General features: G+C 38.3%; 11 protein-coding genes and 1 tRNA gene. 3 read left to right on the top strand and 9 right to left on the bottom strand.

Features of this window, described 5'->3' with window-relative positions; all coding sequences use genetic code 11:
- Together CHH91_RS12820 and CHH91_RS12815 are read right to left on the bottom strand one after the other, a co-directional pair.
- On the bottom strand, nt 1-5,350 hold a 5,350-nt coding region (locus CHH91_RS12820), incomplete at its 3' end, for an isopeptide-forming domain-containing fimbrial protein (protein WP_095223844.1).
- 548 nt (nt 5,351-5,898) lie between these two features.
- On the bottom strand, nt 5,899-6,336 hold the full coding sequence (locus CHH91_RS12815; RefSeq protein WP_095223843.1) for a MarR family winged helix-turn-helix transcriptional regulator: 438 nt from the start codon (nt 6,334-6,336) through the stop codon (nt 5,899-5,901).
- A 145-nt stretch (nt 6,337-6,481) separates the two neighbouring features.
- Between CHH91_RS12815 and CHH91_RS12810 the strand changes: the two genes are divergently transcribed.
- The gene (locus CHH91_RS12810) at nt 6,482-6,958 is read left to right on the top strand and encodes a GNAT family N-acetyltransferase (RefSeq protein WP_095223842.1); all 477 of its coding nucleotides are present in this window, start codon (nt 6,482-6,484) and stop codon (nt 6,956-6,958) included.
- A gap of 187 nt (nt 6,959-7,145) precedes the next feature.
- On the opposite strand, the gene CHH91_RS12805 is transcribed toward CHH91_RS12810, so the two are convergent.
- Together CHH91_RS12805 and CHH91_RS12800 are read right to left on the bottom strand one after the other, a co-directional pair.
- Entirely contained in the window at nt 7,146-8,603 is a 1,458-nt protein-coding gene (locus tag CHH91_RS12805) for an anti-sigma factor (RefSeq protein WP_095223841.1), read from the bottom strand.
- Nucleotides 8,569-9,132, bottom strand: a complete 564-nt coding sequence (locus tag CHH91_RS12800; RefSeq protein WP_095223840.1) for an RNA polymerase sigma factor — start codon at nt 9,130-9,132, stop codon at nt 8,569-8,571. The genes CHH91_RS12805 and CHH91_RS12800 overlap by 35 nt, the downstream gene beginning before the upstream one ends.
- A 440-nt stretch (nt 9,133-9,572) precedes the next feature.
- On the opposite strand from CHH91_RS12800, the gene CHH91_RS12795 reads away from it, so the two are divergent.
- Complete coding sequence (locus CHH91_RS12795; RefSeq protein ID WP_095223839.1) at nt 9,573-10,682, top strand: L-dopachrome tautomerase-related protein; 1,110 nt, start codon at nt 9,573-9,575, stop codon at nt 10,680-10,682.
- An 83-nt stretch (nt 10,683-10,765) separates the two neighbouring features.
- On the opposite strand, the gene CHH91_RS12790 is transcribed toward CHH91_RS12795, so the two are convergent.
- The 4 genes from CHH91_RS12790 to CHH91_RS12775 form a co-directional block, all read right to left on the bottom strand.
- A complete protein-coding gene (locus CHH91_RS12790) occupies nt 10,766-11,065 on the bottom strand; it encodes a spore coat protein (RefSeq protein ID WP_095223838.1) in 300 nt (99 codons plus the stop codon).
- Nucleotides 11,066-11,083: 18 nt separating this feature from the next.
- Entirely contained in the window at nt 11,084-11,278 is a 195-nt protein-coding gene (locus tag CHH91_RS12785; RefSeq protein WP_095223837.1) for a hypothetical protein, read from the bottom strand.
- A 170-nt stretch (nt 11,279-11,448) separates the two neighbouring features.
- Nucleotides 11,449-13,356, bottom strand: a complete 1,908-nt coding sequence (locus tag CHH91_RS12780; RefSeq protein ID WP_095223836.1) for a hypothetical protein — start codon at nt 13,354-13,356, stop codon at nt 11,449-11,451.
- A 527-nt stretch (nt 13,357-13,883) separates the two neighbouring features.
- Nucleotides 13,884-13,956: transfer RNA gene (locus CHH91_RS12775), tRNA-Val, on the bottom strand.
- 209 nt (nt 13,957-14,165) lie between these two features.
- On the opposite strand from CHH91_RS12775, the gene rpoN reads away from it, so the two are divergent.
- On the top strand, nt 14,166-15,524 hold the full coding sequence (gene rpoN, locus CHH91_RS12770) for an RNA polymerase factor sigma-54 (protein WP_095223835.1): 1,359 nt from the start codon (nt 14,166-14,168) through the stop codon (nt 15,522-15,524).
- A 38-nt stretch (nt 15,525-15,562) separates the two neighbouring features.
- On the opposite strand, the gene CHH91_RS12765 is transcribed toward rpoN, so the two are convergent.
- Nucleotides 15,563-15,847, bottom strand: coding sequence for an HPr family phosphocarrier protein (locus CHH91_RS12765; RefSeq protein WP_095223834.1), 285 nt, complete (start codon nt 15,845-15,847; stop codon nt 15,563-15,565).
- Nucleotides 15,848-15,854: the final 7 nt, after the last annotated feature.

Raw genomic sequence — 15,854 nt, 5'->3', positions numbered from 1 at the left:
CTTTTCCACCCTCAAAGCTTACTTTACCGCCATTGCTTGCTTCCAGACTTCCGTCTACAAAGCTTAAGCCTTCCGGCAGCTCATCGCTGATTACGAAGTTTTCTACCAGACTATCAGAAACGGTATTGCGAGATTTGATTGTATACACAATCGTGTCGCCTACTTCATACCCTTCTTTGTCTCCATCTAAGTTCGTTGCTGTTTTCTCGGATTCGAGATCCGGTACACGCGGGTATACCTTCACTTCTTCTTCTGGTTTATCTGGTGTTTCAATATTATCCCCAGATACTGTTGCTATATTCTGGATATCCTTGCTTGCTTGGCCTGGCAGTAATATTACTTGGAACTCTACTGTGTGCCATTCTATATCGGTGATATCACCGAACGTACCAAGGATATCGCCATTCACTGCTTGCCCTTTGTCCTCATCTTCTTCATCCGTCACTGCTTCTCCGTCTACTTTCAACGTTCCCGCAATGTATTCCAATCCTTCCGGAATGGTATCAGTGATGCTTAGATTCTGGATCAAGCTGTCTTCGATGGTATTGCGCGTCTGAATCTTGTACGTTAGGGTATCTCCCACTTCCGCATGTTCTGCGTCCGTGTTCCCTTCCCCTTTTTTAGCAATGCTAAAGGATTTATCGGACTCTGTCGCAGGGTCCTTCGGATCCACTGTGATATCCGTCTTCGGATCATCTGGTGTTTCCACGTTGTCTCCTGTTATTGAAGCCACGTTTTGGATTTCCTTGCCGGACTCGCCAGATTCAATCTTCGCTTGGAATGTCACGGTACGCCATTCGGTGTCACTTACGTTACCGAAATTGGCCGTGATTTTTCCATTCTCAAAGCTTGCATTACCGCCTTCGCTCGCTTTCAGACTTCCTTCCACGAAGCTTAGGCCATCTGGCAGCTCATCGGTAATGACGAAGTTCTCTACCAGACTATCAGAAACGGTGTTGCGGGATTTGATTGTATACACAACCGTGTCTCCCACTTCATACGCTTCCTTGTCTGCTTCCAGGTTCGTCGCTGTTTTCTCGGATTCGAGATCAGGTATTCGTGGATATACCTTCACTTCTTCTTCTGGTTTATCTGGTGTTTCGATATTATCACCAGATACTGTTGCCACGTTCTGAATATCCTTGCTTGCTTGTCCTGGCAATACCTTTACTTGGAATTCCACTGTGTGCCATTCCGTATCAGTTATATCACCGAACAAACCAAGGATATCGCCATTCACTGCCTGTCCTGTGTCCTCATCTTCTCCATCTGTCACTGCTTCTCCGTCTATGATCAACGTTCCCGCAATGTATTCCAATCCTTCCGGAATGGTATCACTGATGGTAAGATTCTGGATCAAGCTGTCTTCGATGATATTACGTGTCTGGATTTTATACGTTAGGGTATCTCCTACTTCCGCATGTTCCGTATCCGTATTTCCATCTGCTTTTTCAGCAATACTGAATGATTTGTCGGATTCCAGTTTTGGTTCCTTCGGATCCACTGTTATATCCGTCTTCGGCTCATTTGGTGTTTCCACGTTGTCTCCTGTTACAGAAGCCACGTTTTCGATTTTCTTGCCGGACTGGCCGGATTCAATCTTCGCCTGGAATGTAACGGTACGCCAGCCGGTATCCGGTACATTCCCAAAATTGGCAGTGACTGTGCCATTCACTGCATTACCGACACCGTTATCACTTACAATCAGACTACCATCAACGTATGTCAACCCTGCCGGAATGACATCGGAAATCTTAAGATTTTCTGCCAGACTATCAGATACTATATTCCGTGTCTGGATGGTATACACAACTGTATCTCCCACTTCGAAAACTTCTTTTTCAGAATCTAGGTTCATAGAGGTTTTCTTTGACTCAAGAACGGGTATACGTGGGTATACCTTGACTTCTTCTTCCGGTTTATCCGGTGTGTCGAGGTTGTCCCCGGATACAGTGGCCACATTCTGAATATCCTTGCTCGCCTGTCCCGGCATTACTTTCACTTGGAATTCAACTGTGTGCCATTCCGTATCGGTGACATCTCCAAACGTACCAAGAATGTCGCCATTCACTGCCTGTCCTTTATCTTCATCCTCTTCATCCGTCACTGCTTCGCCGTCTACTTTCAGCGAATCCGCAACATATTCCAATCCTTCCGGAACTGTATCTGTGATGTTCAGATTCTGGATCAAGCTGTCTTCGATGGTATTACGCGTCTGGATCTTATACGTTAGGGTATCTCCCACTTCCGCATGTTCCGCGTCCGTGTTCCCTTCCCCTTTTTCAGCAATGCTAAAGGATTTATCGGACTCTGTCGCAGGGTCCTTCGGATCGACTGTTATATCCGTCTTCGGCTCATCTGGCGTATCTACATTGTCTCCAGTTACCGTTGCGATGTTCTCAATTTTCTTACCGGACTGGCCGGATTCAATCTTCGCCTGGAATGTAACGGTACGCCATTCGGTGTCGGTTACATTACCGAAGTTGGCAGTGATTTTTCCACCTTCGAAGCTTCCGCTTCCTCCGTCACTCACTTCCAGACTTCCGTCCACAAAGCTTAGACCTTCTGGCAATTCATCAGAGATGACGAAGTTTTCTAACAAACTGTCAGAAACAGGGTTCCTCGCTTTGATTGTATAGACGATTGTGTCGCCCACTTCATATACTTCTTTATTATCAGCCAGATTTTTCGCTGTTTTTTCGGCTTCGAAATCCGGTACACGCGGATATACGTTGACTATTTCTTCTGGCTTATCCGGTGTTTCAAGATTATCCCCAGATACAGTGGCCACATTCTGAATATCCTTGCTTGCCTGTCCCGGCAGTACTTTCACTTGGAATTCCACTGTATGCCATTCTGTATCGGTAACATCACCAAAAGCACCAAGAATGTCACTGTCCACTACCTGTCCTTTATCTTCATCTTCTACATCCGTCACTGCTTCGCCGTCTACTTTTAACGTATCTGCAATATATTCCAATCCTTCTGGGATGGTATCAGTGATGGTCAGATTTTGAATCGTGCTGTCATCGATTGTATTACGTGTCTGAATCTTGTACGTTAGGGTATCTCCTACTTCCGCATGTTCCGCATCCGTATTCCCATCGGCTTTTTCAGTAATGCTAAATGATTTATCAGATTCTGTCACAGGATCCTTATAGCCAATCGGCGTTGTCACTTCATTGGATTCTGTCGATTCTGATTCGTTAGTCAATAAGTTTTGGTACTGGATATTTGCTTTGTTGGCAACGGTCTCGCCTGCATGGCTGGACAGTGCTTTGACTTTGAATTGAACGGTGATGCCGTCAGGTGAGGTTGTGGTGTTCTGTACGTCACCGAGTTCAACTTTTACCTTACTCCCGTCGAAGACACCTGCATCATCATCATCCGCATCTGTCAGACTTACAGTATCGGAACCATTCACAAGCTTCAAAGATCCTGGAACATATTCTGTTCCTTCCGGAATGGCATCTTCAAAGACAGCATCTGCCGCAACATCTCCGCCGCTATTTTTTGTCGTTACTTCATACGTCAATTCGTCTCCAGCGTTGACTTCTCCCTCGGGAGCAACGGATTTTTCTGCCACGACACATGGTTCTGTTCCTAGGAAGATATCGTCTAAAAAGTTACCTGCTGCAATGTTCCCGCCAGCGCTACTTATAGCTTCGAACCCAAAACGTGTTACAGTTTGTCCTGCTGGAACTTTATACGTTCCAGTATATGTCCCCCACGCCGTGTTACCATCTGTCATTTGTTCTTGTGCCGTTGCATCATAAGGACTATCGGTTGCAGCACCAATGCGAAGTTGCATCGTGTCTACTCCCAGTCGGCCCATATGGGACAATCGCCAATAAAGCGTTTGACCAGGGGTGGTTTCTACATCCTGGTATAGCATACCGGCTTCATACGCATTCAATTCTGCATACCTATTCCCATCTGGTGGCTTAGGATAAGTACGAACAGTATTCGCTGGATAGTTTCGTTGGTAGTCCCAAATTTCAATTAGCTTTTCACCTCTGGCATCATCTGTAGTCAGCCAGCCTGGTACCTCAGCTTCACGGAACCCAAAATTCCCATTGTAAGAACCATAATCTGGTCCTTCTTCAAAACTACCATTAAGCAATGCTACCGGTGCTGCACACGTATCAGGGAATTCTGGATTTTCCAATATGTTAGTTGTCACTTCGTTGGATTCCGTCAATTCTGATTCGTTTACCAGTAAGTTTTGGTACTGAATATTTGCTTTGTTGGCAACGGTCTCGCCTGCATGGCTGGACAGCGTTTTGACTTTGAATTGAACGGTGATGCCATCCGGTGTGTTTGTCGTATTCTGTACGTCACCGAGTTCGACTCTTATTTTATTCCCGTCGAATACACCCGCATCTTCATCGTTCGCATCTGTTAGGCTCACTGTATCGGAACCATTTAAAAGGTTCATAGATCCTGGAACATATTCCGTTCCTTCCGGAATAGCGTCTTCAAATACAGCATCTGCAGCAATGTCTCCACCATTGTTTTTCACATTTACTTCATACGTTAACTCGTCACCAGCGAAAACATCTCCCCCTGGTGAGACTGTTTTTTCTGCAACGACACATGGCTCTGTTCCTAGGAAGATGTCATCCAGGTAATTACCGAATGCCAAAGCCCCAGTAGATGTGCTAATTGCTTTAAATCCAAAGCGCGTCGTTGTTTGTCCAGCTGGAACAGTATAAGTTCCTGTATAAGTTTCCCAAGTAGTACCAGTTGAAATTCTCTTTATTTCTGGGGTGGTATTGAATGGATCGGCCGTAACGGATCCAATATTAACACTCATTGTATCAACACCACTCCACCCTCTATGTTTTATACGCCAATAGATGGTTTGCCCTGGTGTGGTTGGTAACTCTTGGTACAACATGCTGTTTGTATCAGCATTTAATTCCGCAAATCTACTCGTAAGATTTTCCTTATTCGGAGTATTTGATGGTATTGTACTCGGTCGGGCCGGATCCATTATTTGAATAATTCCTCTTGGTGTACGATTGACATCAGTCGTTTGCCACCCTGGAACAGTATCCGCATAGTAATAACCCCCACCTGCTATCGAGTTATCATAGGTACCTGGTCCTTCCGGTTCTTCAAAACTACCATTTATAAGGGCCATCGGTGCTGGACAGGTATCTGGAATTTCAGGATTCTCTGCAGCAGCCTCGATGGTGTTGCCAGATTCTTGAGGCGCAACCGTTCCTTCTGCATAAACAGGAGCCGAAGAGAAATACGGAAAAATTCCACTAACTGCTAACAAGATGATAAAAAATCCAATTAAACTCTTGTTAAATGACTCTCTGATGCGTTTAGAAAGTTTCACTTACTTTCCTCCTTTTATTTTATTACAAGAGATTGCATTAAATGACATAATTTCGCAATCTTCGTTGTAATCGTATTTTACTATATAAAGATATATTTAAAATGCATATTTTAATGCTCTTAGTAAAATAGATAATATTTTCCTGTTTAAATGACAAAGGCTTACATAGGTATATCTGAATACTTTTTTTAAAATAGTTAACCCAATGTTTTCTTAGTAGACAATGTATCAGATCAATAATAAAAATATATATATCATCATCTCTCGACATTTTTAGTGAAAATGACACACTAATTAATAGAAATCTACAGTTAATTAGTGTGAAAGTAAGATTTTAAAAGTTAAGTGTAGTTAGAATACCTTTATAATATAAAAATGCCTCCCCATATAAGGGAAGGCATTTTCTATTTGGCTAATTATTCTATATAAAGGGAATTAAAAGGATTTATATAAACATCCAGGTAAGGATTTAGAAACCAAGACTACTGACCATAACTCCTAAACTTTTTGCAAAAGATTCACTACCTTCTAATCATTCATCTGTTCAATTATCCCGACACATTTTTGTCTAATTTTTCTTTTATTTTCATCATTGATACAAGAATTTCATCAATCTCACTTTTAGTTAGTCCTTTTAACAAGTGAATTATCTGTTTATCTGATAGAATGTTAATTTCATCCAGCAATATCCTTCCTTTTTTTGTTAAAAAGAGAAGATTCTTTCTACTATCTGCTGATGAGCTTCTTTTTTCTATTAATTCTTCTCTCTCTAATTTACGTAAAATTCTGCTGACATAACTTCTATCAATATCAAGTTCCTGCACAAGCTTGTTCGCAATACAGTCAGTTCTCTTACTTATTTCAAATAGTATTCGTGCTTCAGTTAGTGAATAATCTGTATCAAGAATTTGGTTATCAAATAAGCCAAGTACCTTTGTATAGAATCTGTTAAATTCTCTGATATCATAAATGTAATTTTTATCCATACGCTCTCCTTTAGTTGACTAAGTCCACATTTATCACTAATATAAATGTATCTCTTAAATATGAACTAAGTCAACATATTAGGGATACCATTTTCAGCATTCCAGTATTTAATCGTAAGTAAGCCTAATGGAAGGAGTTAAGATTATGATTATTAGAGAAATTAAAAAAGAAGACAACGCAATAGTAAAAGAAATAATCCAATCATCATTGAGGTCCCTTGGATTAGCGATTCCTGGAACAGCCTACTTTGACCCACAACTCAACGATCTTCACCAATATTATAGCAACTTACAACACGCAAAATATTGGGTGATAGAAATGGAAGGAGAGGTTGTAGGAGGAATTGGAATTGCACCACTTAACGAACATGTGAATGTTTGCGAGTTGCAAAAGCTATACTTAAGTGAAAAAGCGCAAGGTTTAGGGTTTGGTAAGAAGCTAATGGAAACGGCTCTATCATTTGCCTCCAAGCATTATTCAAAGTGTTACTTAGAAACAATGCATGAGTTAAAAACTGCATGTTTATTATATGAAAAATTTGGTTTTACACTTCTAGATGAGCCTTTATCAGGTTCTGACCATTCTGCTATGGATACATACTATTTAAAATATTTGAGGTGATCTTAGAGTAGTTCTATATGTATAGATTGGAAGAAAAGGAGATAAATCAAAATAAAACAAATAGAGACCCGGGAATTCCCTGGTCTCTATTTGTTTTTTAGGGAGTTTAATTTACAAAGAAATCTTACATAATAACTAATTCCTTTTTTTGTAAAAAACAAAGTAGCTCTTGCTTGTAAATCTCAGACTATTGTCTAATATCAATCCACCAACGATCATCAGCATTTAGATCCTCCGTTGTCCCAGACCCAGAGTAGTTAAAGGCATCAAGAAAAATGGAATCCAGTTTATCTTCATCTACAAAATAACCTAAGTTAATCTTCATCGTTTGTCCTGGTTGTATACTGCCGATATTGTAATAGGACTTACCATTTCCGTGGGGTTCTAGGTAATCGACTTCCCCAGTCATAATGCTGTCTTCTGTAAATGTATCATCTTCAGCATAATTCCACGTATTTTTTCCCGATTTGAGCACATGTAAAGATGGGTGCATGTATATTTCTTCCGTTGCCTGTTTACTAGTATTTTTAACTGTTGTAGTTAGATAGACAAACTTTACATTAACTACTTGTGAATCAACTAATTCGTCAACGGTATTTTTTCCATCTCCTAATTTATATCTATTTCGTTTGTAAGAAAGTAGGTTCTTTTCCTGATCTAATGCGTTGGAATCGTTAAGCAAATCTACTCCTAAATCATTAAAGTTCGCTTGTTTAAAATCTTTAATTGAATCAAAAACTTCAACATTATCTACAGTAAAATCCAAACTTTCCAATTTGGTTGTAGTTTTTCCGTTTTCATCGACCAATTCTTCTATAGTTACTGGTACCACTTCACCTACTTGAAAAAGTCTGTTGCTGTCTTTTTCCAAAGGGATAATCTTGGATTCTGGTTGCTCATCGTCATTATTCATTTGAGTTTCCTCGTAATCGGAAATGGGTGATGCCTTATCCTCTGATGTCTGTTCTAGTGAAATACTTCCTAAAACTTCCATCATTAAGTCCTCGCTTACATCGGAACCAACATAACACTCTAACATGACTCCTTCTCGTTCAAATAAGAGGTATACCTGTCTATCGAACGCCATGTTTTCATTTCCTGTGTCTTTATTGATAATTACCGCCTTTCTGCCGCTGATCTCTTTCTCTTGATATTCATTCACATAAAGAGACTGGAAATCTGATTTCTCCCCTAATTTCGTTAGATTAAATGAAAATCCACCTTGTGCAAAATTATCCTTAAATGAATATTTCATGCCATCTGTATGAGGGACTTCTTCCATCTTATCCGGTAGTTTTGCAATCTTCAACTTATACCATAGATCCTGTTTAGCTGAGTCCGTATTTGCTACAGAAACGTCAACCTCATAATTCTGTTTTTGTACAATCATATTATAGGCTTTTACAGCGCCAAAAGCAGTCGTAGGTATGCCAATCAATAGACAGGCAGCCACAATTAATAGACGATTCTTTTTACGTTTGACCATTTTGTGTTCCTCGTTTGCCTTGATTTCCTCCATGAACAATTTCTTTTTTTGCTTATAAGTATCTGAGAATTCATGTTGTTTAACTACTTTATCGAAATCATCCAAAGCAATCTTTTCGGCTACTTCATACATTCTTTTTGAGTTCTGCGAATTCGTCATTTTGCCTACCTCCAATCAGACTATGTACACGTTTTCGAGCACGTTCGAATTGCTTCCGAACATTGCCTTCCGTTAATCCCATTAACTTGGAGATTTCCAGATATGATAAGTTATAGAAAACCTTATATTTAAAAACCTGCTTTCCGGACTCATTTAATACTGTTAACAAAGCATCGATTTGGTTTTCAAATATTAAACGCTGCTCCCACTCCTCTATATTTTCATTTGCAGTTTCTACAAACTCATGTTGATATTCTTCGAGAAGCACACCATGCCGTTTATTTTTTCTGTAGTTATCAATTGCTTTGTTCTTTGCAATTTTTAATATGTAGCGCTTAAGCTCGCAATCATCCAAACTGTGCAGTTTTTCTATATTGTTATAAAGTGTAATAAATGTCTCCTGGACAGTGTCTTCAGACTGCTGAATATTATTCAGTATAGAATAAGCTGCTGAATAAACTTTTTGCTCATACAACTCATATAGTTCTTCTATCTTTTTATAATCTTGTTTAACTTGCTTTATTTTCATCATCTTATCCCCCTCTCACTTTATATAACGAACGTGTCTAAGCATTTGTGACAAATTAGTAATAATTTTAGATTAGCATACTCGAGATCCCCAAATTAATTAAGAATGCATTTTTGTACTCCCTTTAGTGAAGCCCTTGGTTTTATTTTTCTTTATACAAAATAATCTCAATTGGTTTAGAAATTCAGTGGCAAAAGCTTAGTATTCGTCACTTTAGACCCTACAGACTCTGGTTCACTCTATACCAGTAAACAAATAAGCTTGAAACCCTTGTGGTTAGCACCTTTATGGTCAAAAATCAATATCTTCAACACCATATGTCATAAGTAATTATGTTCCAGCTTGAGCTCCCGAAGCTCCACTGGATGCTGCATTATTATTTGTGGTGTTTTCGGGCATTAGGAAGAATATAAATCATATAAAGAAGATATTTCGTATAAATGATTGAGGAGGACAACAAGAATATGCTACCTACAGAAAGATATTTCGGTAAGTTAGAACTGGTTTATGCATTTTATGGCGCTATGCCTACGGGTGTTAGTGTGTCAGAAACTGGTCGTATTTTTGTTTGTTTTCCGAAATGGGGAGACGATGTTAAATTTACAGTGGCAGAAATCATTGGGGATAAACTGGTTCCCTATCCTAATTTACAAACCAATTTGGTTAACCCCGAGAATATTACAATGACTTTCATCAGTGTACAAAGTGTAGTTGCGGATGGTTTGGGCACGCTTTGGGTGTTAGATACAGGGGCACCTAATTTTTCAGAACCAATTAAAGGTGGGGCAAAATTAGTCGCTGTTGATTTAAAAACCAATACAATTAGGAGGGTATATACCTTTTCGGAAGATGTTGTCCTGCCAACAACTTACCTGAATGATATACGATTTGATTTTCGTGTTGGCAACGCAGGTTATGCCTATATCACGGATTCTTCTTCTAGGGGTCCAGGAGCGATTATCGTTGTAGATTTAGAAAGCGGAACAGCGTTTAGACGGTTAAATGGAGCAAATTCAACTTCACCCGATCCCTATTTTATCCCGAAAGTAGAAGGCCAAATTTTAATGAATCGATACAAAGACGGTTCAACTTCTCCATTTAGATTGGCATCTGATAGTCTGGCGATTTCCCCAGAAGGAAAGATATTATATTTTGCTCCACTAACCAGTCGGCAATTGTTCTCTATCTCAACAGAAGCCCTGAGAAACAGAATGATACCGGACACGGATTTACCTTATCATGTGGAATTTTGGGGAGAAAAGGGTGCATCTGATGGAATGATCACCGACGCAAAGGGAACTGTTTATGCTGGAGATTATGAAAACAACAGTATCCGTAAAATATTGTCAAATGGCATTATGGAAACTATCGCTCATGATCCGAGAATTTTATGGCCGGATACTTTCTCAATTGGTCCGGATCAATATTTGTATGTCATTGTGAACCAATTACATCGGCAGGGAAGATTTCACTATGGCAAAGACCTGAGACAAAAACCTTATAGTTTACTTCGAATGAAAATTGATGAATTTCCTGCTCCTACAAGTTAAAGAAGGGATTTAGAAGGGGACATAAAATTAGCACCTATTAAGGTTTAATAGGAACAGTTTTGTAAACTGTTCCTATTTTGTTTTTACAGAGTGGGTAATTTCAGTGCTGTATCGATATTATTTAAATCTATATTGATTTGTTCGTTTGTATCCCAAGCATGATACCACCCTTTTTCTTCCATATATGCTGATATACTTTCATGCATATCTATAGCCTCTATTAAATGGCGAGTTAGGATTTCCTTAATTTCAGGCGTTCCTGATTCAGTAACTGCCATGGCATAATTTCTAACACCACTTTTAGCTGCAATCAATAAATCCATTGCAACCACTTGATCTGATAGTGCATCCATGCCAGTTAGATTTTCAATGATTGGATTCATTTTCATTCACCTCCTGGTTTACTGCTTACAATTGGAAAGTATAGAAGCATATTCTTGTAATTGTTTCGTAGATATATCAATGTCTTGCTGCATAATATTCTTTAATTTCTGGTCGGTAACTAATGCTTTCATTGTTTTCGACTTAGTTAGATAATTTGTCTTAAATGCAGCCATCTCATGAACCTCAAGAACTTCATGCAAGGCGTAGTTCATTTTTATACCTCCTTCTTTAAGGTTTCAACACGCCATAAGAGAGCATGCTATGGATTGGGAATAATTAATTGTGAACATAAAAAAAGGAAGCAGATTTGACTCTGCTTCCTCTTTTATAATCTTTAAATGTACTTTTATTATGAGTTAACCATACTTATAAATGTCTTTTTTTAATTATGATAGTCAAACATAAAGTATAGACCCCAATCTTGATCGTTGGACCATGGATCGTAGAACCCACCTGTTATTCCATTTACTGTATACGGGGTTATTTTTGCACAAGATGCACTTCCATCTGATGAAAATAGATTTAATACACTTCGAAGAGAAGCCTCTGCTTTTTTATAGTATTCAGGATCGTTAGTTATCTCAGCTAAATTTTGATATACACGTCCCGTATAGGCACTCCAATAATGCGGAAAAGTGTCCCCATACAGTTTACTTTTTCCGAACCAATAACCATCCCAATGCCTTATGGCCGTTTCGTAGAGATGATAGTCGGGCTGTAGACCGTTGAAAAGCTCTAAGATTTTCACATGTTTATTTGCTTCAATAAGAAATTTATTATCATCCGTTAATTTATACATCTCTAGTAAAAGATTTGCAGCGGGTGCTACAATGCTCTGTTCAAAGTTGACTTCTGATTTGGGATAGCTAATTCCATATTGATTGATAATATTTATATGCTCTTTAAAGTAACCAAAAATATTGTTTCTTTCAGTATCTAATTTGGCTTCCTCTAATAAGGTAAGCATTTCAAACATTGGCATTTCAATCGGATAAAAATTAGCTCCGCCATGCTTATAGTATGACAATAATACTTTAGCCATATCCTTTAAGTATGTTTCGCTCTTCCATGTTAGATATAACTCCTTAAACAGGACAGCCAACCAAGAATAGTTATATAACCGATGAATATCGTTATTTCTTTTTATATCGTTATATACCATACCTGTCTTTTCATCGTAAAGTTCTCTTCTGATATAACTTATATACTTTTTCAAGCTTTCTTCTACTTGCTCATTCTCATTGTTTCTCAGAAAACGAGCAAGTAATACTCCCATTCCAACTCTTTCTCTGCCCCCGTTATGATCATGGTAATGAGAATAAAACATTTGATGATCTTCATTATCATAAATTAGGTAGGCACCATCTAGGTGACTATTAATATTATGGTATTGTTGCATATTTACGATAAATTCACATCTGCTTTTCGTAACTTTTTTTATTTCAGGCAGTACAAATATCTTTGCTTCCGCCATAATTCCACTGATCTTTACAGAATAGCAATACTCTCCAGGAGACAAATCTTCCTCTCTGATTTTTAGAATATTTTTTTCTTTATTAAATACAATTGGCTTTCCATCTCTTGATATTTCAACTTCATGGTTTATTAGATTTTCATGATGAATTATATCTATATGGATCGCTTCATTTTCAAATAGAGTATAATTTTCAGCTTGTATATGTACATAGTTGGGATAAGTTAAAAGTATATTATAAAAGTCTTCTTTTCCTTTATGCCAAAATAGTTCCCATTCGATCATGTAAGATTCTCCAGGCGCTAACTGAAACGGAGCTATATGTAATAAAAAGTCTCCGCGATCATTACTCATCAATGATAAATCACGCTCAACACTGTATGAATTTAAACTTCCTCTTGTTAAGATTAATCCTAAATGGGGGGCTTCCCCTCCCATTCTCAATCCCATAACATAACTCACTTCTCCGCCACACCAAATATGAGCATGACATTTATTCACCATACAAATATCTGCCGCGTCATAATCATCATTAAAGGTTGTGTAAATTGAGGTATCTCCTAGCTTAGAAAAGATGTCAAACTCCGTATTATTCGTAAACTTGTAAACTTCCTTAAAAGTATTATGTTCAGTTAAATTGCGAATTACTGTAGTCTCTATTCCTTCTGGTGCTTTAATAGTTCCCCACAATTGGGTTCCTTCTACCCAGTTCATCTTATATGGGTCATTGATATGCGATATGGAACTAATGTATTTTTCTTTATATTCAATGGAGAAAGAGCTGTCCTTTATATTATCCGACTTTCCTATCTTCATTAACTCACCTCTGTCCATTGCTTTAAAAATCTGACCTCTACATCATTCCATCCCATTTTTCATGCATCTTTTAAATGATTATATTTAAAATTCCAAAAATAAAAAACTAAGAATTCAGTTTATTTTGTTTAGAAAACAGAGTTTTTAATCGCCCCAAACTCCTCGAAAGGAGTCTTTTATCATCATTTCAAAACGTGCAACCAGTGGAAATCCATTAAACAGACAGTATTAGTGAAAGATTTAAGTAAGTCCCAAAGTCCCTCCTCTATCGGTGGGGTTCTATTTATTTAGTAGCTTCACGCTTATTTGATTACAAATAATTTAGCGTTACTTTTAAACATACTGGTTATTTTTAAGGAGCTATTGATTCGGTTAGAGAAACCAAGTTGATTGAAATTAGCAATATCATTGCGTAAGAGAAAAATATTAGCATTTGTCCCATTACCGCCCTTGAATCACTTTCTACCAGAAAAACAAAAAAGCTTGAAACCCTTATGTACCAATGGTTTCAAGCTTTTTTCAATTAGTGATTCCGACTGGACTTGAACCAGCGACCCCTACCCTGTCAAGGTAGTGCTCTCCCAGCTGAGCTACGGAATCGATATGTAATGTAACGTCTTGTATTATTTTATTAAAGTTATATGGCCTTGTCAACGCTTTTAGGAAAAGTCTTTACTGATACCTTATACAAATGGATGTGACACCATGATAGAAAGCAATATACCCTCAGTATAAAAAATCGGGCAAACTAATAGGAATATCTAATGAAATACGAAGCCTTTAACGTAGTTATTGATTTTTAGATAAGTATGTATAGCCTTCTGCTGTACAGCTGTGTAAAATTAGAATTATCAATCAATTTAGAGGTGAAGTTAATGTCTTTGCATGTCAGTCTCAAACAAAAGCAGCAGCTAGCCCTTACTTTGACACCATCTCTTAGGCAATCCATTTCTATTTTACAATTCTCATCCGCTGAGCTTAATGAATATATACAGGATCAGATTCAGTCCAATCCCGCCCTTCAATTAGACGCATCCCCTTCCAAAGACTGGGAATCCAACAGGTCAAATACTTCCGCTGCAGCTGATACATACGACAGAATGGTATCAGAAGAATCTTTGACAGAAAATCTGAAGCATCAAATTTCTCTATTAGCCATTTCACCTGATGTAAGAGCCGTATTATATTATCTAATAGGAAGTTTAGATGATAAGGGTTATCTGATTCTGGATAGGTTACATGCTGCTACTTCATTACGTATCAAGAGTGAGAAATTAGATGATGCAATTGCTATACTTCAAACTCTAGATCCCCCAGGGATTGGAGCTAGAGACTTGCACGAATGCCTTCTCCTGCAAATAAAATCCGATGATTCCCTTGCCTATAAGATTGTGGATGAGCATCTGGGACTGCTGGCAGAAAAAGAATATGAAATACTTTCAACCTTACTCGGTGTAGAACTATCTGACATCTATGAGGCAGAATTGCAAATCAAGTCACTGAACCCTTATCCTGCTATGAACTTCCATACAAAGCCTACTCATTATATTGCAGCAGATGTGATTCTAAGACAAACAGACAGTGGCATTAGCATTATTGTGAATCAAGCGCATTTACCAGTCGTAAAACTTGACCCCTCCTTTTCAGCCATGCTTCATAACGACCCATCAAATGAAGTGAAACGATACGCAAGAGAAAGTATCTATGCAGCCTCTCAATTGATTAAAGGACTGGCACAAAGGCAACAGACTCTCTACAACATAACGAAGGAGATACTTGCATTCCAACCAGATTTCTTTAAAGAAGGTACAACTTGCTTAAAGTCCATGACGCTAAAAGATATTGCAAACGCTGCGCAAGTCCATGAATCAACTGTTAGCAGAGCAACTAGCAATAAGTACCTGCAAACACCCCTCGGTCTCTTTGCTTTCAAACAACTCTTCTCCAAAGGAGTCTCTAGTACGAAGACGGATGCTTTCCATTCCGTACATCAGATAAAGGAGAAAATGAAAGAATTACTTGAAAATGAGCGGAAATCCTCTCCTTTATCAGATCAAAAAATTACAGCCTTACTCCAGAAGCACTCCATCGCTATATCCAGGAGAACAGTCGCGAAATATCGAATGGAATTAGGATTTGAGGATTCTAGAATTCGTAAAGAAAAATGAAAGCATCAGAGAAATAACTCTTGATGCTTTCATTACATTTAACTGATAGCTTTCACAGACACTCCTATACTTTCTCTTTCCATCAACTCACATAATGCTTGAAACGCTTTCCGTTCATCTTCTCCTTCTGTCATAACTTCAATAATCATTCCTTCTGTTATTCCAAGTGTCATGATACCAGTAATAGATTTCATGTTGACTTTTGTTTCCTCAAACCCAAGGTGAATATTAGATTTAAATTTATTTGCTGCTTGAACTAGCTTTGTTGCAGGACGAGCATGAATACCCATTTTATCTGTAACTGTAAATTTCTCTAAGAGCATACTATCT

Origin of the sequence: Virgibacillus sp. 7505 (genome assembly GCF_002272135.1) — a bacterium.
Taxonomy (GTDB): Bacteria; Bacillota; Bacilli; order Bacillales; family Amphibacillaceae; genus Terribacillus.
The sequence above is the reverse complement of the archived record's forward strand: the minus strand, read 5'-3'. Positions and strand labels throughout refer to the sequence as shown.

Coding starts and splice junctions, on each gene's coding strand:
- CHH91_RS12815 (WP_095223843.1), bottom strand. CDS start 6,336: ATGGATAAAAATTACATTTATGATATCAGAGAATTTAACAGATTCTAT.
- CHH91_RS12805 (WP_095223841.1), bottom strand. CDS start 8,603: ATGACGAATTCGCAGAACTCAAAAAGAATGTATGAAGTAGCCGAAAAG.
- CHH91_RS12785 (WP_095223837.1), bottom strand. CDS start 11,278: ATGAACTACGCCTTGCATGAAGTTCTTGAGGTTCATGAGATGGCTGCA.
- CHH91_RS12810 (WP_095223842.1), top strand. CDS start 6,482: ATGATTATTAGAGAAATTAAAAAAGAAGACAACGCAATAGTAAAAGAA.
- CHH91_RS12800 (WP_095223840.1), bottom strand. CDS start 9,132: ATGAAAATAAAGCAAGTTAAACAAGATTATAAAAAGATAGAAGAACTA.
- CHH91_RS12790 (WP_095223838.1), bottom strand. CDS start 11,065: ATGAATCCAATCATTGAAAATCTAACTGGCATGGATGCACTATCAGAT.
- CHH91_RS12795 (WP_095223839.1), top strand. CDS start 9,573: ATGATTGAGGAGGACAACAAGAATATGCTACCTACAGAAAGATATTTC.
- CHH91_RS12765 (WP_095223834.1), bottom strand. CDS start 15,847: ATGCTCTTAGAGAAATTTACAGTTACAGATAAAATGGGTATTCATGCT.
- CHH91_RS12780 (WP_095223836.1), bottom strand. CDS start 13,356: ATGAAGATAGGAAAGTCGGATAATATAAAGGACAGCTCTTTCTCCATT.
- rpoN (WP_095223835.1), top strand. CDS start 14,166: ATGTATAGCCTTCTGCTGTACAGCTGTGTAAAATTAGAATTATCAATC.